This window comes from Kangiella sp. TOML190 (assembly GCF_023706045.1).
In the GTDB taxonomy this organism is placed as follows: domain Bacteria; phylum Pseudomonadota; class Gammaproteobacteria; order Enterobacterales; family Kangiellaceae; genus Kangiella.
The window spans coordinates 817267-838363 of record NZ_BQYL01000001.1 but is presented as its reverse complement, the minus strand read 5'-3'; the positions used below and the strand labels follow the sequence as shown (position 1 = coordinate 838363).

The following is a 21097-nucleotide window of genomic DNA, read 5'->3' as shown; positions in this document are numbered from 1 at the left end:
ATCTTGCCGGATACTTAGGTTTTGGACACAAAAAAGCCGATGGCGATAATTTATCAGCATCGGCTTTAAAAGCAAATAGCTTTGCTAGGCGAATGGATTACTTGCTGTTAGCTAAAATGTAATCTACCGTTTTCTTAATTTCATCATCAGAACAGTCCGCACAGGTACCGCGTGCTGGCATGGCGCCGACACCATTGATTGCATCTTCATACAAGTGCTCAACACCACCTTCTGCTAAACGCGCCGACCAATCCGCTGCGTCGCCCAACTTTGGTGCGCCAGCAACGCCAGTGCCGTGACAAGCAGTACAATAGGTATTGTAAACGTCTTCACCCGAGCGAGGACCTGCTGGCTTAGCCGGCTTTGGCAATTCATTCGCAACCTGAGGCACCTTGTCGCCTTCAACGTAAACCTTGAATGCTGGTTTAATACGATTTTCCGTATTCTTTTTGCTTAAATGGGTTGCTGCTGCATCACCTGCAAAAGCCGCTAGCATTAGGCTAACAGTAAAAACACTTATCAATTTTACGATTTTCATTCTTAAGTCTCTTAGCTGTCGGTTGTTAAAGCACAACCTCGTCGGTAATTCTTCAAATCGGCAGACATTATAACGGTTATTGCCCTGCGATAAAATAGCTTGCTCTTCTGATCAGGGTTAGAAAGGCGATAAAAGATACCTTTTTTGATCCAGATCAGGCACACTCTAGTCAATTCTTGCAAATTTCATCTAATTCCAGCACTTATGGGTTTTCTAAAAGATAAAGCACTGGCCGCCATCGGCGAGTTAATGGTCAATAAGATCCCTTTTAATCGTCATATTGGCCTTGAGTTTGATAGCGTCAGTGATGATTTGTGCGTGATTAAGTTTGCCATGAAGCCAGAGCTGGTTGGCAACTATTTTCAAGGGATCTTACACGGCGGAGTAACCTCAGCCTCTCTGGATATGGTGGGCGGCACCATGGCTGCAGTGGGGGTATTAAACGATAACCCTGCAACCCATCTTGCCAAGCTCAAAGAAAAGCTAACCAAACTCAGCACCATTGATATTCGGGTAGACTATTTGCGGCCGGGCAAGGGAGAAACCTTTTACGCCAAAGCGCGCCTGCTCAGAACCGGCAGTAAAATCGCGGTGGTTCGGATGGAATTAGTCAATGAAAAAGGTACTCAAATAGCCGTTGCCACAGGCACCTACCTAGTAGGCTAAGGCTCTTTAAGATGCTCTTTTATACTAACTCGCAGTAATCAGCATGACCGACTCAAACCGCTCCGGCTATCTGTATACCTTTTTTGCCTTCCTGATTTGGGGCCTAGCACCGATCTATTTTAAAGCCCTTGGCGACACCTCGGCGCTGGAAATTCTCGCCCACCGAATCGCATGGTCAGTGCCCGTGGTGATCTTGATCATGCTGGCTATCAAACGGCCTTTTCCGAAAACTATTTTTCAAGATAAAAAAACCCTATTCACTCTGTTCATCACTGCTTGTTTAATTTCCAGTAACTGGCTTATTTTTACTTGGGCGGTGGTCAACGATCGAGTGCTCGACACCAGCTTGGGTTACTTTATCAACCCGCTGCTGACGGTCGCCCTAGGCATCTTGGTATTAAAGGAGCGGTTGGATAACTGGAAAAAAGTAGCATTAATGTTAGCCGTATTTGGCGTTGTCTATCGCATTGTAGTCATGGGCGGAGTGCCATGGATCAGTTTGAGCCTAGCGACAACGTTTGCTATTTACGGTCTGCTGCGTAAACAAGTTAACATTGGCCCGTTACAAGGCTTGTTAGTAGAAACGCTAATCGTACTACCAGCGACGGCGGGGTACATTGTCTATCTATTTATCGCCAACCAAGGGGCTTTTCTACAAGGCTCTGCGACTATTGATTGGTTGCTTGTGGCCGGCGGGGTTATCACTACCGTTCCACTGGCTCTGTTTGCTGCTGGCGCGAGGATTTTACCCTTGAATACGGTAGGTTTTATGCAGTATTTAGCGCCAACCCTAACTTTTTTGTTGGCTATATTTTTGTTTGAAGAACCTTTTAATCACCACCTGTTAATAAGCTTTGCCTTCATTTGGGCTGGCCTATTGGTTTACAGCATTGGTAATTTTAAAAAAGTTAATCCCTAAATAGCTAAAGTTCGATTTTGCCAACCTTAATAACACCATTTTCATCATGCTCGCGATCAAAAATGCAAAAATAATCGCTAATTAAGGGTAATCCAAAAATTGATTTGTTGGGAATATTTGGCAATTCTTGCATAAAAGTAAACCAAGCTCTGCCGTACTCTAGGGCATTTATTTGCCAGTAATTGTCAGGAGTGCAACTCACTTTAGTCAGGTCATCTTGATGTTCACCAATAAAATAAAAATGGATCTCCGGCCATTGGCTCAAATCCAAATCATCCGGTTTATAGCTGCCACCTGTTTTGTAAGCCTTATCCGAAGCTTCAATCTGCTTGATAAAATTAACGTTAATTTCTAGCAGCTGATCGAGCAGCTCTTGGTATAAATTATCTTGCAATACTAAAAAACTGGAACCACAATCAATAATCGAGTTGGAATATTTAGCCGCTTTTCGTTCAGGATTTTCTTTAGGAAAAATCAGTTCATCATTATCACCGACCTGCATAGCGAACAGCTGAGTGTTGTAATAAGCATCGTGCACCACATCAATAATCTGCAAGTCACCATGGTAAAGCTCTTTATGTTCCTCGCCCGCGCCTAGAATCAACCAGCCTTGATTTAAAGGATCGGCTGCTAACTCTTCTGTTGAATAATCGTTATCTTCAACATGCACAATCGCTCGCTTGCAATACAAGGAAAATTTATTTTTGCAAATCTTGTGTTCTTCAAGCTCGGTAAAAAAAGCTTTGGGATGGATCGAATCGTAACCCTTTAAAAAATTTTTAAAGGTCCGTACCGACTTTTTATTTTCCTCGATCTTAAATGGCCAAGGGAAAGTTAACTCGGGTTGATAATTTCGTTGTTGAAAATATTCCGTAAGATCGTAAGCCTTATTCAATTGGCGGTAGGCTAGCCCTAAGATGCCATCAGCACCAAAAAAATTATCCTGTTGTTCAGATTCAATAATCGCGATATGGCCGCCTTTTAAGGTCATTTTTTTATCATGGCTTTCAAACTGCAAATGAGTTTCCACTAATGGTCCCGCCCAGCCGCCAGAGCCATAAGTAATCGCTTGTGCATAGGGAGTGGCTTTTAGGTAGAAATCATTGTTCGGATGGTATTTTTTGGTTTCAACCGCGATGGTGCTGCTGCCTGTGTCCAGTAATAGTTGCACCTGTTCTTGGTTACAACCAATGTCCATTTGTACACAATAGCCGCCTTTGGCAGCGGCAATATTGATCGGTAACTTCAATGTTTTTTTCGGCATTCGCTCAGTTTAAGAAGTATCTGATAACTTGTGGGCAAAGCATAACCCACAAGTTTCAGAGACACAAAAGCAATACCTAAATATTTACATTTAGGTTATAAAACGCCTTTAGAAGGTAATACGCATACCCGCAAGTAAAGAACGTCCGGCTCTAGGAGCTCGATCTTTAAGATAGGAAGCATGATCACGAATTTCTTCGTCTAGCAGATTTTGTCCACGCAAGAAAAGTAACATTTCAGACTGCTCAAAATACAAGTTATAGCCTAAATTCAAGTTGACCAGAGTATAACCATCGGTAGCAAATTCGCCATCCGAAACTTTATCTTGCTTTGCCGCATCAATCGCTTTCAGATCCGCTGAAAAGTCGCCCAACTGATAGCCGAGACTGGCTCCAAAACGTTTGGCTGGCTGGCGCGGGATATAGTTGCCATCATCAAATTCCGCATGAGTATAATCGCCAAAGACACCGGCTTTCCACAAGCTCTTCCCATCATCAGCGAACACCCAATCTACTTCTAGTTCCACCCCTTCGAAAACCGCATCCTTTTGACTGAATTGTAAAATAGGCAATTCATGCTCATGATCCGGATCTGCCGAGTGATCTTCCTCTACCAACTGTTGATAGATAAAGTCGTCAACCCGATTATGAAAAACGGCTAAAGAAGCGTGAATCTCCTCAGTATGGAAACGCAAACCGATATCCCAATTGTTAGCCGTCTCTTTATCCAGCTCATCATCACCAACATCAACCGTTAGCGTAGCCAAATGAGCAACATAACTGTCTTCGTCATTGCCCGCATTGGAATACAACTCTTCTACCGAAGGCAAGCGCTGGGCGCGGGCAAAATTAATCGGCAAAGACCAGTGTTCGTTAATATGCCATAGGGTTCCAGCAGCAAAACTATAGGCATTATCATCTTTATTACCAAAGATACCGGCATCAATCTCTTGCCGATCCCAACGAATGCCCAACTCTGTATGCCAGTCGCCTACATCAACTTCTTCTAGCCAGAATAATCCCCATTTATTAGTCTCAGTGGCAGGAATAAAAGCCTCATCACCCAAGGCAGCAAAATCGCTATTGTTATACTGCAAGCCAAAAGCACCTTGCCAACCGGCCCAGGCCTTATGCACCAACTCTAAACGAAGTTCATCCGCATCATTAGTAAAGGTAGTTCCAATTTCATCACCCTCAATTTCGCGATGCTCGTAATCGGTGTAGGCGTAATTCATTTTTAAGCTTTGGAAATGTTCAAACGGATCGTTCCATTGGCCTTTTAGATCAATTCTTTTTTGCCTTAGATCAAGCCGAATAGCTTCTTCGCCATGCTCCTCTTCATCTTCATCTTCTTCGTGCTCTTCATGGTGTTCAGCATGACCCGGTAAACCATAATTGCGATCATACTGGCTAAAAGCGATTCCCCAATAACCTGCATCCGTAATGTAAGAGAAGCCGACGCTTCCGCCATGGGTATCAGTATCACTATTATCTAAAATACCTTCCGCTTCTTCTGAATGCTCTGCCTCACCTTCGGCTTCTTCAGCTAATCGTAATGCTTCTGACTCAGCAAAATCGGGTATTTCAATCGAATCGGTTTCAGCATCAAAGGCTTCAAAACGAAATGCCCACTCATCCTTACCAGCGGTTAAACCGCCTACTGCGGCTCTTTCGCCAGTGGGAGAATCACCCAAGCGCAATTCAAAGCCACCTTCAATACCACCAGTGTCGGCATTCGGTACTCGGGTAGGAATTTTTTTATCCACTACGTTAATCGCGCCACCAACTGCGCCGCCACCGTAGAGCAAAGTTGCAGGTCCTTTTAAGATTTCAACTCGCTCAGCCAACAAAGGTTCAGCAGCGATCCAGTGATCGGGACTAGCGTTAGAGGCATCTTGAGTAGAGCTGTTATTGGATAATACCGTTACCCGATTACCTTGTTGTCCTCGGATAACTGGACGGCCAGCGCCGGAACCAAAACTGGATAGATTAACTCCCGGAATTTCTGCAAGAGTTTCGCCAATGTTAGCGCCGCGGTTTTTAATTAAGTTATCACCGCTAATGATGACCGCAGGCGAGGTCATTTCCAAACTTGAATGCTCCAACGGATTGCCAGTAACTACGATGATTTCGGTATTATCATCGCCGACCCGTAGCATCTTTTGCTCGCCATTATGGTTGATCGATTGATTGATATGGCCCTTACTGCCAGCTTCAACATCGATCACATAACGACCTTCTTCCAACTGCTCAAAACGGAAAAGACCCTGCGCATCCGTGGTTACGGTTTTGTTCAAACGGCGAATATGAACTTCCGCATCAACCACTGGATTGTCTTGTTCATCCAGTACTTTGCCGGTTAAATTTTTAGGTTCAGCAACCAATGGCTGGGCAAATATCGCCGCCATAAGCAAGCTAATTTTTGATAGTTTCATTATTATTCCTCAATAACAACTGCCGCGCTAAGCACGGTAAAATTTTAAAGGTTAGGTTTTAAAAAAAGTGTTATTAACGAGAAATAGGTGGGGCCCGTCCCATAAAAGGGCTGGCAGCTTGGTAAAGATAAAGTTCAGAATACCGACTGGAGATCGCTTCTCCAGCCCATTGGGACGGATCTAATTCCAGCGATTTAGGCGCTTCGATCAGATCAGAAAGTGGCTGGTAAAGACAAACCGAACAATCCAACGCATCGTGCGAAGGAGCGCTGGAGTGGGCAATAGTCGAAAAGGCCAAGCTCAACAGAGCCAGCACTAACAGAATTTTTTGCAGATGTTTTTGCAACAAACTAGCCTTCGACTTTAGCAACAGCAGTTGCTATCAATTAATTGATACCGTACGGACAATTCTATGCGCCTGCTTGAGAATATTCAATATTTCAGCCGTAAATAGTTGTTACAAAAGTTAATCAAAAGCGGTAGCATTGGGCTAATCTGTATTAGCCCCAATCCCATAATTAAGGATTATGAGCACACAAGTCCCAAAATCGATTGAACAGCGCCGACTGGACAAGGTTCCTAACTTTCCCGAGCGACACAAACCCGTTGGCTTCATGCTACGCCTAGTTAAAGCCCTGCATACCTATGGCGTACCAACTTACGAGTTAGAAACGCTCATGGCGCAGGTCGCAAATCAGCTCGATTACGGGGTGCAAGTAATTGCCGTGCCAACCAGCATTACCATGACCTTTATGGAAGATGAAGAAACTCCACATACTTACGTGATTCGCTCTAATTCAGGCGAAGTGAATGTGGATAAGTTGCGCAGCACCATGGAAGTAGCGCACGCGGTAATTAATGGCGATATGACCGCAGAAGAGGGCGCACAAGAATTAAACCATATCAGCACCTCAAAACCACTGCACAACAAAATCTGGATGGTTTTTTGTTTTAGTTTAGTCTCCGCCGCGATCGCGCGCATTTTTAACGGCGGCTGGCAAGAAGTAATCGCGGCAACTTTTATCGGCTTAATCGTCGGGATCCTAGTCAACAATAGCCCGCGCATTCAGTCGGTCTCCAGCTTGATGCCGGCTATGTGCGCCTTTTTAGCTTCGTTTATCTCCTTCGCCTTTAATAAATGGTTAGGACTGCACTCGACCTATATTCCGATTGTGGCGGGCATCATTATATTGGTTCCGGGCATGATGTTGACCATAGCAATGGCAGAACTTGCCACCCAAAACCTCGTTTCTGGTACTTCACGCCTGATCGGCGCGGGCATGATCTTTATCCAGATGGGCTTTGGTGTTGCCATTGGTAGCCAACTAGCCAATTACTTTTTCCCTTCCGCGGTGCTGCCAGCCTTTAACCCTTTGCCCAACTGGACTTTATGGGTTGCGCTGCTGGCTACTTCTTGGTCTTTTACCATTTTGTTCCAAACGCGCTGGCGCGAGCTGCCTTGGATCATTGTTGCAACCTTTATCGCTTATTACGTCTCACGTTGGGGGGTCGCTCAATTAGGCCCTACCACGGGCGCCTTTCTCGGCGCTTTATCAGTTGGTCTTTTTGCTAACCTTGCTTATCTGGTCAAAAAAGTTCCAACCGCTGCCATTATGATGCCCGGATTGATTATTTTAGTTCCCGGTTCCGTAGGTTTTAAGAGCCTAACCGCCATTTTGGATCATGACATTATCGGCGGCATCGAAACTGCCTTTAACATGACCATTATTGCGATTTCCTTAGTTACAGGCTTGCTAATTTCATCCGTCGCGACGCTGCCCAAACCAAAGCCCAAAAAACCCTAAACTAGCTCTAGGAAAATAACAGCATAAAAATAACCTCATGAAAATTGTATTTTGTATCAGTCTTTTCCTGCTCAGCGCGTGCCAACAAGCCAGTGGCGACTATCAACTAAAATATGTGCAGGATGGCGACAGCGTGATTTTATGTTGTGACCAAGGTGAAACTTTTGTTGTTCGGCTCAAAGATATTGATGCGCCAGAAAAACACCAACCTTTTGCTAGTGAATCGCGCGATTATTTAAGCCAGCTGCTTGAAGGCCATCCACTCAAATTGGTAGGCAAAAAAACCGATCGCTATGGTCGCCGACTGGCTGATATTGTTATTGATAAATCGTCGGTCAACGAGCAAATGGTTAAAACAGGTCACGCTTGGGTATGGCGTTATTCGGAAAGTCTCAAGCTACAGTGGCAGCAAAAACAAGCTCGAAAGAATAAGCTTGGGTTATGGGCTCTTCCAGAATCGCAACGCATCGAGCCTTGGCAGTGGCGCAAACAGAACGCTCGCAAAAAGTAACTTAGTCCGTCTGAAAACGATATTCTTTAGGGCATTTTGCTGGATTGAAATAGTAAGGTTCGAAGTTGATGTGTAGATGCGGCCCAGTGCCATGGCTACGGTCAACTACCATTGGCTGATATTTTTTGCCCTCAACGTAATACTCGGTGTTCTTTAATAAATCAACCAACAAGCTAACCAAAGATTTAGGCATGCTACGAGTACCGATGTCTACTGCACGATTAGACAGGTGTTTTGAAATATAGCAGTTGCGTTTTAATTGATCTTGTATTTTTGCTTCCAACTTTTCGCGGCTGATATTTTTGATCGTTTTATATTCCTGTATCGCTTCTTGATTTTGATAAATGCTACAACCATCTTTTTTTAAACATTGATAAATATACTCTGCTTGCTCGCTAATCTTTCTGACCGAACCAGTAACTCTCACTCGGTAAATGGTATCGCTTTGTTTGACCTGAATTTCGCAAAAGGCATCTGAAACCACCTTCAAGGTTTCAATAATATCCGGCGGCAATAGATCAAGTTCACCACCCAAGTTTTGTTGGCAAGCATTCGCATCAAGCATAGTAGAGTAAAATAATAAACTCATGCAAAAAATCAAAGCTATAAAAGGTTTCAAGTTACCTCTTCTCCAAGGCGTATACTGAACAATTTGTTAAGTTTCAATTTTTTGCTCTAAATGTTCAATCGATAGCTCGAGTCGTTTTATCTCGCGCATCAAAGAATTACGACGCATTTCACTAAACAACCATTCTTTTAAGGAGACTTGACCTTTAATCGCCGCCAAAGCTATTACTCCCCAAAAAATCCTGTCATCTGTAGAACTAGCCATAAAAAATTCATATCCCGACCAAAACATTAACACTGTAAATATCATGACAGCAATATTTACCATGATCACCCAGCCTTTCAAGCTGCCTTTAAAAATACTGGTCACTTGATTAAACAACCCCGGCTCTTGGGCTAAAATTTTATCCAACTGCTCTGACTCGGATTCCAATTCTTTTTTTATACGCTCATCAATTTTCATAACATTCACCTTTACAATAACTTTATTCGTTTTATCTAATCAATCGCTTCAATTGCTTTCTTGCTCGATTCAGTCGTGACTTGATAGTGCCTTGCGGCACTTCCATAACTACTGCAATTTCGGCAATCGAAAATTCTTGCAAATAAAATAAGTAGATAGCTTGGCGTTCTAATCCAGGCAATTTATCGATCAGCTTTAATAGTCCCGAATCTTTTGACTTTAGTTCTTCAGCCGCTTGTTGATCGCTATCCTCTAATTGTTGCAGCTTATTAGCTTTACGCGCTAAATCTATACAACGCCAACGTACCGCCCGAAATATCCAACTGCGAAATGCTTTGGGATCATTTAACTTACGCAGTTTCTTAGCCACCTCTAACCATACGTCCTGCACCGCATCTTGTGCCCAATCGTGGTGACCACAAAGCTTAAATGCAAACTTGACCAGAGGCTTATAAAAACTTTGGTATAGCTCTGCTAAAGCAGCTTGATTACCTGCTTGTGCTGAAATCACCAATAATTCCTCGCGACTCGTTTTCATACTATTTATTTTATGCCTTTAATTACTAGACGTATGAAAGTTACAAGAGGTTCATTTAATAACAAATGTCACTCCGGCGAAAGCGCTAATGATGATAATCCTAGCAATAAAAAAACCCAGCCAATGCTGGGTTTCATAAGGGTAGTTTATTTATTTCTTCAATTTAAAGTTTGGTATATAGAATGACTGGGTGGAATTACCAATACGGGTACATTCACCATCCTCATTCCAACTAAAGGTCACAAACGAATAATCGCTAATGGCATCAATAGCATCCAGCAATGCTTCATCTTGGGTATTGCAAATTAGACTTTCGCTACCTTCAGCGCCTTCACGTGCCTGACAAAAACCAAAAGAAATCACAGACCCTCCCGAAGCGATTTGTCGGATGCCACAGCCAATAAATTCCAAATCATTATCGGCAAATCTTGCCGATACCATATCACCATTAGCGATTCGATTGACCGTATCCACTTCCACCGGATAAGGCTGAGTGTAACCTGCGTACAGTGCTAGCGGCATCATCGCCAAAAAAAGTATCAAATATTTTCTAAGTTTCATAATAGTTTCCTTCTACTCAAATGTTATTGGGATATAATAACCCCACTTCGATTGACCGCCTTGACCATCCGATTAAGAATTTTTTGACGATCGTCCTTATTAAAGTTTGCCAAGCTTTTTTCAAAGTCAGCTAACTCCACTGCCGTAAAATTACCATCAGCAAGATACTGATCTAACTCAAAACTAATTTGATCCAAATCTTCTGGTGACATTGGCGGCTTTAATTGCGCAGGAACCGGGCTAACAACGACTTTTTGTGCTATTGATTGACTTTCCAATATTGCTAAAAGCTCTTGTTTTAATATATTACGAAACTGTGTTTCTGATAGTGCGGGCTCATCAGAAGCCTGCATTGAATTATCTGAAGAAATAGATTGAATGGAATTTTGTTTTTGCTTCGACGTGTTTTTTTGGATAGCTAAAGTATCAAGCTTCTGCTCTAATCGAAACTGGTTATAAACCAAAAAGCCTATCAGCACTAGCTGTAAGCCTAAAATGATAAGAATACTTTTTTGACCAGCGATTGCTAGACTTGATCCCTTCATAACAAATCCTTTTATGTAGCTCCATTTTTAACAAAGCCATCAGACCATAGCTACTAAAGACTGTAAAGCGAGCAGTTCATAAAACTAGAAAAAAGCTTCTTTGTATTGTTTCATTTATTCAAGTCGAACTGTCTGTAAGAGATTGCTTTGCTACTCTTGCAATACCACGCTTTAATTACAAAAAGCCCAGCAAATGCTGGGCTTTTAATCTCGCAGAAGCTAATCACTAATTAGAATAGATCGGCTACCGCTTCTCTTTCTTCTTTAAGCTCTTGCTCAGACTCGTCCATTTTACCTTTGATGAAGTCTGAAACCTCTAGGCCTTGAACGATTTCATAGTCGCCGTCTTTGCACACAACTGGGTATGAGTAGATCAAGCCTTTTTCAACGCCATAAGAACCGTCTGATGGAACCGCCATAGAAACCCAATCGCCGCTTTCTGAACCTAAGCACCAATCGCGCATATGATCCAATACCGCGTTAGCGGCAGAAGCTGCTGAAGAAGAACCGCGCGCTGCGATTACGGCTGCGCCGCGTTTGGCTACGGTTGGCATAAAGTCATCTTTGGCCCAAGCGGCGTCAACTTTATCCGCTGCTGCATCCCCAGCAACGGTAGCAAAAGCAATATCAGGAACCTGTGTTACCGAGTGATTGCCCCAGATGATCATTTTCTTAATCTCAGCAATATCAGAGCCAGACTTTTCCGCTAATTGGTACAGAGCGCGGTTGTGATCAAGGCGGGTTAGGGCAGTGATGTTGCGCTGATTAATGCTTGGCGCATTTGCTGCCAAGATGAAAGCGTTGGTGTTCGCTGGATTACCCACCACACAAATTTTGATGTTTTTATCGGCCACTTCATTAATTACTTTGCCCAATGAGCTGAAGATTTTACCGTTATCCGCGATTAGATCTTTACGCTCCATACCAGGGCCGCGTGGCTTAGCGCCTACCATCAAACCAATTTGCGAATCTTTGAAAGCAACCGCTGGATCGTCAGTGACCACTATGTCTTTTACCAATGGAAAAGCACAATCGTTTAACTCCATCGCCACCGCTTCGCACACTTTCAAAGCAGGCGTGATTTCAAGCAGGTTTAGAATTACTGGCTGGTCATTACCAAGCATTTCACCGCTGGCAATGCGGAATAATAATGAATAACAAATTTGGCCGGCAGCACCGGTAACCGTAACGCGAACAGGCTGTTTCATTCCTGAATCCTCAATTTCTGATTAACAAACTTTTGATAACAAAAGGGGGAAAATTTTAGGGATGCAACTTTACCATAAACAGGCTAAAGATCCTATGATCTCAGTCTTTTACCACTAAACATCACCTAATTCATGCCGATAGCCGAGCCAGCGTTTGCATAAACTTTGTGCTAACTTTGGGTTTTGGCTGATCATAGCTTTGGCAACTGTTTGAATTTCGGGGATTAATGCCGAATTTTTAACAATATCGGCAAATTGCAGCGCCATTTCACCAGTCTGGCGTGTACCTAAAAACTCGCCAGGCCCCCGCAAACGCAAATCTTCTTCAGCGATCTGAAAACCATCATTGGTTTCACGCATAATTTGTATTCGCGACTTAGCATTGTCAGACAGCGGATGTCCGTAGAGCAACAAACAATGGCTCTCGACCGAACCGCGACCCACACGACCACGCAACTGGTGTAATTGCGCCAAGCCCAAGCGCTCCGGGTTTTCGATAATCATCAGACTCGCGTTAGGCACATCAACGCCTACCTCAATCACCGTGGTTGCGACCAAAATATCCAATCGGCCATTTTTAAATTGCTGCATAACCATCTGTTTTTGTTCGGATTTTAGCCGTCCATGAATAAGCCCAATGCGACAGTTCGGCAGTTGCTCAGCTAATAGATTAGCAGTGGTTTCTGCCGCTTGGCTTTGAATTTCTTCCGACTCTTCGATTAAGGTACAAACCCAATACACTTGGCGCTTTTCATGAAGACAAGCATCCTCCATACGCTGCATAACCTGATCACGTTTTTGCTCAGAAATGGCAATGGTTTTTACTGGCGTTCGCCCCGGCGGCAGTTCGTCAATAATCGATAAATCCATATCCGCATAGGCGGTCATGGCTAGGGTGCGCGGAATGGGCGTGGCAGTCATCATCAGTTGATGCAGCTGCTTATTTTCTGGTGCTTTATTCTTAAGTGCCAAACGCTGTTTCACGCCAAAGCGGTGCTGCTCATCAATAATCGCCAAACCGAGCTTGTGATAAGCCACTTCCTCTTGAAACAAGGCGTGAGTGCCAATCACCAGCTGCGCCTGTCCCGACTGAATAGCTGCTAATGACTCGCGTCTTTGCGCGGCTTTTAGCTTGCCAACCAAAAACGCCAGTTCTATCTCAAGACTATCACACCAAGCTTTAAAGCTATTTAAGTGCTGCTCCGCCAAAATTTCCGTCGGTGCCATTAGCGCTACTTGGAAACCAGACTCTATAGCTTGTAAAGCGCATAGTGCGGCGACCAGAGTTTTACCCGCGCCCACATCGCCCTGCAATAAACGCAACATCGGACGGTTGGACTGTAAATCTTGGCTGATTTCAGACACCACTCTGCGCTGTGCCTTAGTCGGTTTAAAAGGTAACAGCGCTAGTAGTTTTTGCACTAGCTCACCTTTATTGCGCATGACAAAGGCGCTATCTTGCTGGAAGCGCTGGCGTTGCAACTGCATACTCAACTGCTGCGCCAGTAATTCCTCATAAATCAAACGCTTAATAGCAGGCGATTGGTCGCTAGATAGATCCTCAATTGCGGTATGCTTAGGCGGTTGATGCAACCACAATAACGCCTCGTTAATCCCCATCAGTTGCCATTTGTCGATTAACTCGGGCGGCAATAAATCCTTTACCGGATGCTTGGTAAGGTAAACCAAAGCCTGTTTTTGCAAATTGCGCCAACTGGCCTGATGCAGCCCTTCGGTAGTCGGATAAATTGGCGTGAGCGAATCCAATAAGGGCGCTGCTTGATTGGCACCAAGGTAAGTGATTTCAGGATGCACCATTTGCAAACTGCGTCCGAAACGCCGCACCTCACCAAAGGCATAGAGTTCGACGCCCGCTTGCAATTTTTTCTGCTGCGCTGCCATAAAGTGAAAAAAACGAAAATCTATCGACGCGGTTTGATCAAAAGCGCGGCAAATCAGTGTGCGCCGTTTGCCATACTGGACTTGGCTATGTTGCACCGTCACCCGAATCATGGCCCGCTCGCCATCGCGAGTTTCGATCAAAGGCTTAACCTTGGTTCGATCTTCGTAGCGCAGCGGTAAGTGGAATAGCAGATCTTGCAGGTTTTCTATCCGCAGTTTGGCTAGTTTTTCTTTCAGCTTAGGGCCGACGCCTTTTAGACTATCGACCTCTATCTCGGTTAACGATGTCAACGCCATCTAAAGTGCTTGCGTGCCTTGGAGTTGAATAGGGCGAAGCGCCTGCTGAATAATTTCCAACGCCTCTTTGCGCGGAAAGCTCCGGCGAAAGGCCAAAGCCACTTTGCGGCTCGGTACCGGATCGGTAAAAGCTCTTACCTCTAAACCTAACTCTTTATTTTGGAACTCGGTAGCCGAGGCCGGCACCACACTGACCCCCAAACCGCTAGCGACCATATGGCGGATGGTCTCCAGTGAAGAACCCGTGATCCAATCTTTTTGTGGATTAAGGCTGTTGTCACGGCATTGGGGGCACGCCTCTAGTACCTGATCGCGGAAACAGTGTCCAGCTCCCAACATGATCATGACTTCGTCGGCAATGTCTGCTAAATGCATGGTTTCTTTTTTAACCCAAGGATGCTTAGGCGGCAGTAAGGCCAGAAATTCTTCTTCATACAAAGGAATGGTGTCGATTTCGGCTTCATCAAATGGCAAAGCAATAAAAATCGCGTCGAGCTCACCATTGCGTAATTTGGTTTTCAAGTTATGGGTATAGTCTTCGTCAATGTGCAGCGGCATTTTAGGCGCTAAACGGCGCATTTCGGGCACTAAGCTTGGAAATAAATAAGGGCCAATCGTGAAAATCGCGCCGATACGCAGTGGACCATCAAGCTGATCCGAATTTTGGGTCGCTTCTTGCTTGAGTAGATCCACTTGCTCCAAAATGCGCTGTGCCTGCTCGACAATTTTTTGGCCTTGCGGCGTTACTTTGACGTCCGACTTACTACGCTCAAATAACACCACGCCCAATTGTTCTTCAAGCTTTTTTACTCCAACACTCAAAGTCGGCTGACTAACAAAACAGGCTTCAGCAGCACGCCCAAAATGTTGCTCTTGGGCAACCGCTACGATGTAACGAAATTCGGTAAGAGTCATATCTGGCCTCTAGCAATAGTTGTTTTCTATCTATAACTAGATATTCATAGATTCATCATCCAAAGTCAAACACTATTCTAGATTCTGAGAGCTTGGTTATGGCTTTTTCGCTAAAAATAAACTTAAAGGTCGCCCATCATCTAATCTATGCTCTTGATTTATAAGAAGATCCCAGCCTTTAAATTTTTCAGCTAATTCGTTATTTTTTAACAGGTAAGCAGGGTTTTTAGGTTTACCAAACTTGGCCGCTGCTTCCAGAAAAGTATGGATCGCCAAGATCGAACCTGCCGGCAAGTATTGATAAAAATCATCCAACAAGGGGCGGTGCAAATAACGCGCTTGTACCACAAGAGAGGGCTGTTGCTGCTCGATAAGCTCCACTAAGGCTATTCGCTGGGTTTGAAAATCCACAATTTTAGCGCTTAAATTAGCATTCCAACGCCGTTTAAACTGCTCTAAACGCTCTAGCGCAAAAGGATTATTGTCTAGTCCCAACACTTTAAAACCGTGCAGTGCTAAGAACAGGGCATCGCGCCCAGAGCCGCAACCAATATCGAAAGCTACTGGCGATGACGAATGTATGTGCTGCTTAATAAGCTCAATGTAATGCTCCAATAAAGGGTTGGCGCGCCATAACCGCTGACTAACATTATTAGCAAGCCAGCTGGCTTGATCTTGCTGTTCAGCGATCCGAATTTGCTCGATGGCATACTGTTGCTGTTCAAAGATCCGTTGCGCCTGCTCGGCATCGGCTTGATTAACCAACAGCTCTAAGCGAGCGCCTTTGGGTGGCAGCTCGTGCCAAGCCAGTGGCAGCTCCTCAAGCGGAATATTGGTAGCGCCGAGCGGATGGCCTTGGACAAAGGCCTGTGGCGAACGCAAATCCACCAACGGCCTTTGATCAGCGGCTAACGGCTCAAGAGTGAGCGCGGGAGAAACGCTGCAATTTGCCATAGGTTAAGCTGCGCCATAGCCATTCGAGCGGCCCAAAGTAGTATTTTTTTAGCCACAATTCTGACCACACCAGCTGCAGCATAAAAATAGCGAGGACAATAAAGTAGAGTTGATAGCGCTCCAGTTCGGCAAAATAGCCAAAACCAAAACCGTAGAAGATCGTGGTGCAAATGACGGACTGAGTAATGTAGTTGGTAAAGGCCATACGACCAACCGCTTCGAATTTATGGCGGATCCACAGCCCCAACCCGGACTTAAACCATAAACAAAAGATCGCCACATAAGCTAAAGCAATAAACACCGCTGCCATGCTGTTTAGCGCCCCAAATGACTTAAATAGGGCAATGATATTAAAGTCACCTTGCTGTAATACCCGATAATCGTAATACTGAATCAGCACCCCAAGGGTTAAACAAACCGCTAAAAATTTCCAATAAAATCCTTTACTGCGCTGAGCGGTTAAGACGCCAGTTTGGTAGAGCGCCATACCCAGTAACATGGCGCTACCAATACGCAATGGTCCTATAAATAAGGCGTTAAGTAACATTTCGCTATAAAAATCGAGACGATGATCGAATTGCTCAGCCCAGCTTCCGCGGTAAGCGGCAACTTCCGCGGCAATAGTATCACTGGAAGGGTAGAACATTTCTGTCATTTCTAACAGATCCGCTTCGGACATCTGATAGAAAAGATTGCTTATCCCGTACATCATTAAGAAGTAGAGCCCCATTAAAACCGCCGCAATGATAAATTTCTTTTTAGCGCTGGTGTTAAGCGCCAATAGGTACACCCAGAAGCCCATCAAAGCGTAAGTCGCCAAAATATCGCCATACCAAATAAGGTAGCCATGGATCAGGCCAAAGAATAACAGCCAACCCATGCGTCGATAATGGATTGGGCCAGCGGCAACCCCCTTGTTATTAGCCCGCTGCGCCATCAGCATAATACCGGCGCCAAACAGCATCGAAAAAAGCGTATAAAATTTTTGATCGGCAAAGAAATGATTAACAAACCAAGCATTGAGGTTAATGCTCGAAGGTTCGCCCAAAACGTAGGGGTTCATATAAAAGGCATTGATGTTGGCAATGGTGGCAATGTTCATCACCAAAATACCTAACACGGCAAAGCCGCGCAGTAAGTCGAGAGATTGGTGCCGCTCACTGGCTTGGGAAGCTGCTATGTCCAATGTTATTATTTCCTATCTTTTTTATCCTAGAAGTTGCCACAACTATACCTGATAGGAAATTCGGCGATCAAATGAAAAGGGTAACAAAATACATCCGTTACCCTTTAACCACTATTCTAGATAATTTTCCAACCACAGATCCGCGGCTTCTTTGCGCCTATCTTTTTGCGAACGGCGATCGGCTTCAAACCGGATAATTTGACGACGATCACGCTTTTTACGTCTATCAGCTTGGAGACGGGTATTGACTTGAAATGGAGATTCTTTGCGACTGCTAGTTGGCGCTGTTTCGTCCATTAAGCTCAGTTTAGATTCCTTAGTGTTCATAAAATATCGACTCCTTGTCCTTATCGACTAACCAAATCCCGAAGTTTAAGGCTACACTAATTTTCGTAATTGATCCCAGTCAGAATCCTCAATTTCACCAATTTCATTAAGCTTCGGATAGCGGATTTGATGCCTATCACAATACTTTTTAACTGTAGGGTGCAGCGATTTAAAAATCAGCAAATCCACTTCTTCTTTCGGCATTTTGCACTGACCATACATGCCCGCCAAAGCCCTTTGTCGCTGCGCTTCGTATAAAATTAAGGCGGTCGCAACCGAAACATTAAGCGATTGCACCATTCCCATCATTGGAATAATCACCTGCTGATCGGCAAGCGCTGCGGCTTTTTCAGAAACCCCCACCAGCTCCGAACCTACCAATAAACAAGTTGGTCGGGTGTAATCTATCTCTCGGAAATCCACCGCCGAATCAGAAAAATGAGCCGACAGCAGTTGCATACCTTTGGCTCGAATTTTAGTTAATCCCTCTTCTAAAGAATCATGGGCATGCGTTTTTACCCAACGTTTCGAACCGCTTGCGGTATGATGACCACGATATTGAACATCCTCTGGGAAGGTCGCATGAACCTCACCAATCCCTACCGCATCCGCAGTACGCACAATCGCCGCTAGGTTATGCGGCTTATGCACTTGCTCCATAAAAACTGTCAAATCGGGCTGGCGGTTGGCAACTAGTTGTAAAATCTTTTGCAACCGTTCGGGCTTTTGATCTTGCATAACCTAGTCGCCTAAATAGAGCTACCCAAAAAAGCCACGCCATCCATTTCAATCTGAGCTCCTTTAGGCAATTCTTTGACTCCAATCGCTGCTCGGGCTGGGTATGGCTGCTTGAAGTATTGAGCCATAATCTCATTAACAGTTGCAAAGTTAGCTAGGTCCAACATAAAAATATTCAACTTAACGATATCGTTAAGGCTGGCATTGGCAGCCTCGCAAACCGCCGTTAAGTTTTTAAACACCTGATGAACTTGCGCTTCAAAATCCTCTACTAACTCCATCGTTTCAGGAATTAACGGAATTTGCCCTGACAAGTAAAGACTATCGCCTGCTTGAACTGCTTGCGAGTAAGTGCCAATAGCAGCAGGAGCTTTATCGGTATGGATTATTTTTTTCATATCTTTCTCAGTTAAATTTTATTACGGCTGGCGGTCAATGCTTTGCCAGCTTTAAGAATGGCGCTGTACTTTATTGACAAAAGGAACTACGCGCAATTTTTTGATAATGGATGCCAGTTGAGCGCGATCCTTAAGTCGTACTTCAAAATTCAAAATATTAATATCACCATCCAACTCATCAATTTTGACGTTAACAATATTAATCTCTTGATTAGAAATAATGCTGGTAATTTGGGCCAACACGCCGCGACCATTAAAAACTTCAATCTCCAAACCGCAAGTGAATTCACCGACCACATCGGGCGACCACTCGATCGGCACATAGCGATCATTTTGCTTGTGCGCCCGCTTAACATTAGGACACGTTTGGCGATGCACGGTAAAACCCTTACCGGCGCTAACGTAAGCTAAAATTGGATCAAAAGGGATCGGGTTACAGCACTTAGCATACTTCACGACCAAACCTTCTGTGCCCTTAATCGCAATGGGCTCGGAGGGCTGTGAAGAGACTGAACCTAAATCCGGCGTCGCTTCTTGAGGATCATCCATATTCAAGCGATGAGCGACTAACACTGAAGCAATTCGTCCTAAGCCCACAGCCGCCAGCAGATCTTCAAAACTGTCATAATTTATGGTTTTTGCCACTTGCTCTAAATGTTCTACCTCAAAGCTATCTAGGTTTTTAGCAAGCGATTGCTCGAGTAGTCGATACCCTAAATTCACCGCTTCATCACGACGCATATTTTTAACGAAGCTACGAATGTTTGCCCGCGCCTTGCCGCTCATAGCAAAACTCAGCCACGCAGGATTGGGCTTGGAGCCGAGCGCTGTTACCACCTCTATGGTCATACCGTTGGTTAACTTAGTACTCAGCGGTGCAAACTGCTTATCAATTTTGCAGGCAATACAAGTATTACCAACATCCGTATGAATTGCATAGGCAAAATCCACTGGCGTTGCACCTTTAGGTAACTGAATAATTTTCCCTTTCGGCGTGAATACATAAACCTCATCCGGGAAAAGATCAATCTTAACGTTTTCGATAAACTCCAAGGAGTTGTCTGCGTTTTGTTGCAGTTCAATCAAACTTTGTAGCCATTCACGCGCCTTATGTTCAGCTGGATGCGAATTTCCGGTTTTATACAACCAATGAGCCGCGACTCCATGCTCCGCCATTTGATCCATTAACTCGGTGCGAATTTGTACTTCGATTCGAACTTGCTGTTTAGATTGTAAGATGGAGTGAAGCGATTGGTAGCCGTTGGCTTTTGGAATGGCGATATAGTCTTTGAAGCGTCCTGGCAATGGTTTAAAAATATTATGCACTTGACCCAAAATTCGATAACAAGAATCTTCACTGTCAGTAATCACTCGAAAGGCGTAAATGTCCATCACTTCATTAAAAGTACCAACTTTATCGCGCATTTTGCGATAGATGCTGTAGACACTTTTTTCGCGACCCAAGACCATACCTTTGATATGCGCTTCTTTTAGTCGTTTAGTAATTTGTTCTTGGATCTTCTCTATAACAGCTTTGCGGTGGCCTCGAGCTTTTGTTACCGATGCTTGTAAAATTTTATAGCGCAGCGGATGCATATTGGCAAAACCCAATAACTCGAGCTGCTCTTTTAATTTGTAGATCCCCAGCCGATTGGCAATTGGCGCATAAATTTCTAAGGTCTCACGTGCTATTCGCCGTCGCTTGTCTGGACGCAGCGATCCCAGCGTTTGCATATTGTGCAAGCGGTCGGCAAGCTTGATCAGGATCACTCGAATGTCCTGCACCATTGCCATCATCATTTTGCGGAAATTCTCCGCTTGCGCCTCTTCTTTTGAACGGAAATTAATTTGGGTAAGCTTGCTTACACCTTCGACTAATTCGGCTACCTGATCGCCAAACTGATCGGCCAGATCTTGTTTAGTCACTTCGGTATCTTCGATCACATCGTGCATCAAAGCCGCCATGATGGTTTGGTGATCAAGCCGCAATTCGGCCAAGATTCGAGCCGCTGCTACTGGATGGGTGATATAAGGATCGCCACTGGAACGCATTTGCCCTTCATGCGCGGCTTCCGCAACCTCGTAGGCTCGCCCAATATCATCAACTTGAGCAGGCTCTAGGTAGCTGTCAACAACTTCTTTTAATCCAGCGAAATATACCATATCGAATTACTGTATCTGTTTGCTTGCGAAATCACTTTTAGGTATTCGCAGCACGAACTTTTAGTTTACTGAAAATTTGTCTTTATTCACATCATTAATTTACCCTTCTCTCATCACAGAAGTAACACTAATCAGTGCCCTTCAAAAAAACTAGTAGAAACCCAAGGCGGTCACCAGTTCTGGGCTCCTAAGCCTGATA

22 protein-coding genes are annotated in these 21097 nt (G+C 44.4%); 4 read left to right on the top strand and 18 right to left on the bottom strand.

From position 1 onward, the window contains the following. Positions 1 to 97: 97 nt before the first annotated feature. Positions 98 to 538, bottom strand: coding sequence for a cytochrome c5 family protein (locus tag NFS34_RS04060; protein ID WP_251358609.1), 441 nt, complete (start codon positions 536 to 538; stop codon positions 98 to 100). Positions 539 to 742: 204 nt separating this feature from the next. Here NFS34_RS04060 and NFS34_RS04055 point away from each other — a divergent pair, with 204 nt between their 5' ends. Both NFS34_RS04055 and rarD read left to right on the top strand, forming a co-directional pair. Next, positions 743 to 1204: a thioesterase family protein gene (locus NFS34_RS04055; RefSeq protein ID WP_251358608.1), complete on the top strand. Its 462-nt coding sequence runs from the start codon at positions 743 to 745 to the stop codon at positions 1202 to 1204. 43 nt (positions 1205 to 1247) lie between these two features. Then, on the top strand, positions 1248 to 2123 hold the full coding sequence (gene rarD, locus NFS34_RS04050; RefSeq protein ID WP_251358607.1) for an EamA family transporter RarD: 876 nt from the start codon (positions 1248 to 1250) through the stop codon (positions 2121 to 2123). Between the two features lie 4 nt (positions 2124 to 2127). On the opposite strand, the gene NFS34_RS04045 is transcribed toward rarD, so the two are convergent. The 3 genes from NFS34_RS04045 to NFS34_RS04035 all read right to left on the bottom strand — a co-directional run bounded on the left by NFS34_RS04045 (position 2128) and on the right by NFS34_RS04035 (position 6190). Next, on the bottom strand, positions 2128 to 3387 hold the full coding sequence (locus tag NFS34_RS04045; RefSeq protein ID WP_251358606.1) for a pepsin-like aspartic protease: 1260 nt from the start codon (positions 3385 to 3387) through the stop codon (positions 2128 to 2130). A 108-nt stretch (positions 3388 to 3495) separates the two neighbouring features. Next, positions 3496 to 5820, bottom strand: coding sequence for a TonB-dependent receptor (locus NFS34_RS04040; RefSeq protein WP_251358605.1), 2325 nt, complete (start codon positions 5818 to 5820; stop codon positions 3496 to 3498). Between the two features lie 73 nt (positions 5821 to 5893). Beyond that, positions 5894 to 6190, bottom strand: a complete 297-nt coding sequence (locus NFS34_RS04035) for a hypothetical protein (RefSeq protein WP_251358604.1) — start codon at positions 6188 to 6190, stop codon at positions 5894 to 5896. A 157-nt stretch (positions 6191 to 6347) separates the two neighbouring features. Here NFS34_RS04035 and NFS34_RS04030 point away from each other — a divergent pair, with 157 nt between their 5' ends. Beyond that, the gene (locus NFS34_RS04030; protein ID WP_251358603.1) at positions 6348 to 7625 is read left to right on the top strand and encodes a threonine/serine exporter ThrE family protein; all 1278 of its coding nucleotides are present in this window, start codon (positions 6348 to 6350) and stop codon (positions 7623 to 7625) included. 37 nt (positions 7626 to 7662) lie between these two features. After that, the gene (locus NFS34_RS04025; RefSeq protein WP_251358602.1) at positions 7663 to 8136 is read left to right on the top strand and encodes a thermonuclease family protein; all 474 of its coding nucleotides are present in this window, start codon (positions 7663 to 7665) and stop codon (positions 8134 to 8136) included. A gap of 1 nt (position 8137) precedes the next feature. On the opposite strand, the gene NFS34_RS04020 is transcribed toward NFS34_RS04025, so the two are convergent. The 14 genes from NFS34_RS04020 to spoT form a co-directional block, all read right to left on the bottom strand. Further along, a complete protein-coding gene (locus NFS34_RS04020) occupies positions 8138 to 8725 on the bottom strand; it encodes a hypothetical protein (protein ID WP_251358601.1) in 588 nt (195 codons plus the stop codon). A gap of 66 nt (positions 8726 to 8791) precedes the next feature. Next, complete coding sequence (locus NFS34_RS04015) at positions 8792 to 9166, bottom strand: DUF6768 family protein (protein ID WP_251358600.1); 375 nt, start codon at positions 9164 to 9166, stop codon at positions 8792 to 8794. Positions 9167 to 9197: 31 nt separating this feature from the next. After that, a complete protein-coding gene (locus NFS34_RS04010) occupies positions 9198 to 9704 on the bottom strand; it encodes an RNA polymerase sigma factor (RefSeq protein ID WP_251358599.1) in 507 nt (168 codons plus the stop codon). Positions 9705 to 9854: 150 nt separating this feature from the next. Next, positions 9855 to 10265: a hypothetical protein gene (locus tag NFS34_RS04005; RefSeq protein WP_251358598.1), complete on the bottom strand. Its 411-nt coding sequence runs from the start codon at positions 10263 to 10265 to the stop codon at positions 9855 to 9857. 23 nt (positions 10266 to 10288) lie between these two features. Next, positions 10289 to 10810 carry a hypothetical protein gene (locus NFS34_RS04000; RefSeq protein ID WP_251358597.1) on the bottom strand — a complete coding sequence of 174 codons (522 nt, stop codon included), beginning with the start codon at positions 10808 to 10810 and terminating at the stop codon, positions 10289 to 10291. A gap of 230 nt (positions 10811 to 11040) precedes the next feature. Continuing rightward, positions 11041 to 12018 (bottom strand): malate dehydrogenase, encoded by a 978-nt coding sequence (locus NFS34_RS03995; RefSeq protein WP_251358596.1) that lies wholly within the window; start codon positions 12016 to 12018, stop codon positions 11041 to 11043. A 114-nt stretch (positions 12019 to 12132) separates the two neighbouring features. Next, positions 12133 to 14217 (bottom strand): ATP-dependent DNA helicase RecG, encoded by a 2085-nt coding sequence (gene recG / locus NFS34_RS03990; RefSeq protein ID WP_251358595.1) that lies wholly within the window; start codon positions 14215 to 14217, stop codon positions 12133 to 12135. Continuing rightward, positions 14218 to 15132, bottom strand: coding sequence for a hydrogen peroxide-inducible genes activator (locus NFS34_RS03985; RefSeq protein ID WP_251358594.1), 915 nt, complete (start codon positions 15130 to 15132; stop codon positions 14218 to 14220). Positions 15133 to 15228: 96 nt separating this feature from the next. Continuing rightward, positions 15229 to 16086 carry a tellurite resistance methyltransferase TehB gene (locus NFS34_RS03980; RefSeq protein WP_251358593.1) on the bottom strand — a complete coding sequence of 286 codons (858 nt, stop codon included), beginning with the start codon at positions 16084 to 16086 and terminating at the stop codon, positions 15229 to 15231. Then, positions 16049 to 17272, bottom strand: a complete 1224-nt coding sequence (locus tag NFS34_RS03975; protein ID WP_251358592.1) for a DUF418 domain-containing protein — start codon at positions 17270 to 17272, stop codon at positions 16049 to 16051. Before NFS34_RS03975 ends, NFS34_RS03980 begins: the two co-directional genes overlap by 38 nt. Before the next feature lie 111 nt (positions 17273 to 17383). Further along, positions 17384 to 17599, bottom strand: a complete 216-nt coding sequence (locus NFS34_RS03970) for a hypothetical protein (RefSeq protein ID WP_251358591.1) — start codon at positions 17597 to 17599, stop codon at positions 17384 to 17386. Positions 17600 to 17650: 51 nt separating this feature from the next. Then, positions 17651 to 18337, bottom strand: a complete 687-nt coding sequence (gene trmH / locus NFS34_RS03965; protein WP_251358590.1) for a tRNA (guanosine(18)-2'-O)-methyltransferase TrmH — start codon at positions 18335 to 18337, stop codon at positions 17651 to 17653. Positions 18338 to 18348: 11 nt separating this feature from the next. Further along, positions 18349 to 18735 carry a RidA family protein gene (locus tag NFS34_RS03960; protein ID WP_251358589.1) on the bottom strand — a complete coding sequence of 129 codons (387 nt, stop codon included), beginning with the start codon at positions 18733 to 18735 and terminating at the stop codon, positions 18349 to 18351. Positions 18736 to 18786: 51 nt separating this feature from the next. After that, the gene (gene spoT / locus NFS34_RS03955) at positions 18787 to 20898 is read right to left on the bottom strand and encodes a bifunctional GTP diphosphokinase/guanosine-3',5'-bis pyrophosphate 3'-pyrophosphohydrolase (RefSeq protein WP_251358588.1); all 2112 of its coding nucleotides are present in this window, start codon (positions 20896 to 20898) and stop codon (positions 18787 to 18789) included. Positions 20899 to 21097 lie beyond the last annotated feature (199 nt).

What these genes read in the sequence shown, in the direction of transcription:
- NFS34_RS04005 (WP_251358598.1), bottom strand. Translation starts at nt 10,265, where the DNA reads ATGAAACTTAGAAAATATTTGATACTTTTTTTGGCGATGATGCCGCTA.
- recG (WP_251358595.1), bottom strand. Translation starts at nt 14,217, where the DNA reads ATGGCGTTGACATCGTTAACCGAGATAGAGGTCGATAGTCTAAAAGGC.
- NFS34_RS04025 (WP_251358602.1), top strand. Translation starts at nt 7,663, where the DNA reads ATGAAAATTGTATTTTGTATCAGTCTTTTCCTGCTCAGCGCGTGCCAA.
- NFS34_RS04000 (WP_251358597.1), bottom strand. Translation starts at nt 10,810, where the DNA reads ATGAAGGGATCAAGTCTAGCAATCGCTGGTCAAAAAAGTATTCTTATC.
- rarD (WP_251358607.1), top strand. Translation starts at nt 1,248, where the DNA reads ATGACCGACTCAAACCGCTCCGGCTATCTGTATACCTTTTTTGCCTTC.
- NFS34_RS03995 (WP_251358596.1), bottom strand. Translation starts at nt 12,018, where the DNA reads ATGAAACAGCCTGTTCGCGTTACGGTTACCGGTGCTGCCGGCCAAATT.
- NFS34_RS04015 (WP_251358600.1), bottom strand. Translation starts at nt 9,166, where the DNA reads ATGAAAATTGATGAGCGTATAAAAAAAGAATTGGAATCCGAGTCAGAG.
- NFS34_RS03970 (WP_251358591.1), bottom strand. Translation starts at nt 17,599, where the DNA reads ATGAACACTAAGGAATCTAAACTGAGCTTAATGGACGAAACAGCGCCA.
- NFS34_RS04045 (WP_251358606.1), bottom strand. Translation starts at nt 3,387, where the DNA reads ATGCCGAAAAAAACATTGAAGTTACCGATCAATATTGCCGCTGCCAAA.
- NFS34_RS04030 (WP_251358603.1), top strand. Translation starts at nt 6,348, where the DNA reads ATGAGCACACAAGTCCCAAAATCGATTGAACAGCGCCGACTGGACAAG.
- NFS34_RS03980 (WP_251358593.1), bottom strand. Translation starts at nt 16,086, where the DNA reads ATGGCAAATTGCAGCGTTTCTCCCGCGCTCACTCTTGAGCCGTTAGCC.
- NFS34_RS04060 (WP_251358609.1), bottom strand. Translation starts at nt 538, where the DNA reads ATGAAAATCGTAAAATTGATAAGTGTTTTTACTGTTAGCCTAATGCTA.
- NFS34_RS04040 (WP_251358605.1), bottom strand. Translation starts at nt 5,820, where the DNA reads ATGAAACTATCAAAAATTAGCTTGCTTATGGCGGCGATATTTGCCCAG.
- NFS34_RS04055 (WP_251358608.1), top strand. Translation starts at nt 743, where the DNA reads ATGGGTTTTCTAAAAGATAAAGCACTGGCCGCCATCGGCGAGTTAATG.
- NFS34_RS04010 (WP_251358599.1), bottom strand. Translation starts at nt 9,704, where the DNA reads ATGAAAACGAGTCGCGAGGAATTATTGGTGATTTCAGCACAAGCAGGT.
- NFS34_RS04020 (WP_251358601.1), bottom strand. Translation starts at nt 8,725, where the DNA reads ATGAGTTTATTATTTTACTCTACTATGCTTGATGCGAATGCTTGCCAA.
- NFS34_RS03985 (WP_251358594.1), bottom strand. Translation starts at nt 15,132, where the DNA reads ATGACTCTTACCGAATTTCGTTACATCGTAGCGGTTGCCCAAGAGCAA.
- spoT (WP_251358588.1), bottom strand. Translation starts at nt 20,898, where the DNA reads ATGGTATATTTCGCTGGATTAAAAGAAGTTGTTGACAGCTACCTAGAG.
- NFS34_RS03960 (WP_251358589.1), bottom strand. Translation starts at nt 18,735, where the DNA reads ATGAAAAAAATAATCCATACCGATAAAGCTCCTGCTGCTATTGGCACT.
- trmH (WP_251358590.1), bottom strand. Translation starts at nt 18,337, where the DNA reads ATGCAAGATCAAAAGCCCGAACGGTTGCAAAAGATTTTACAACTAGTT.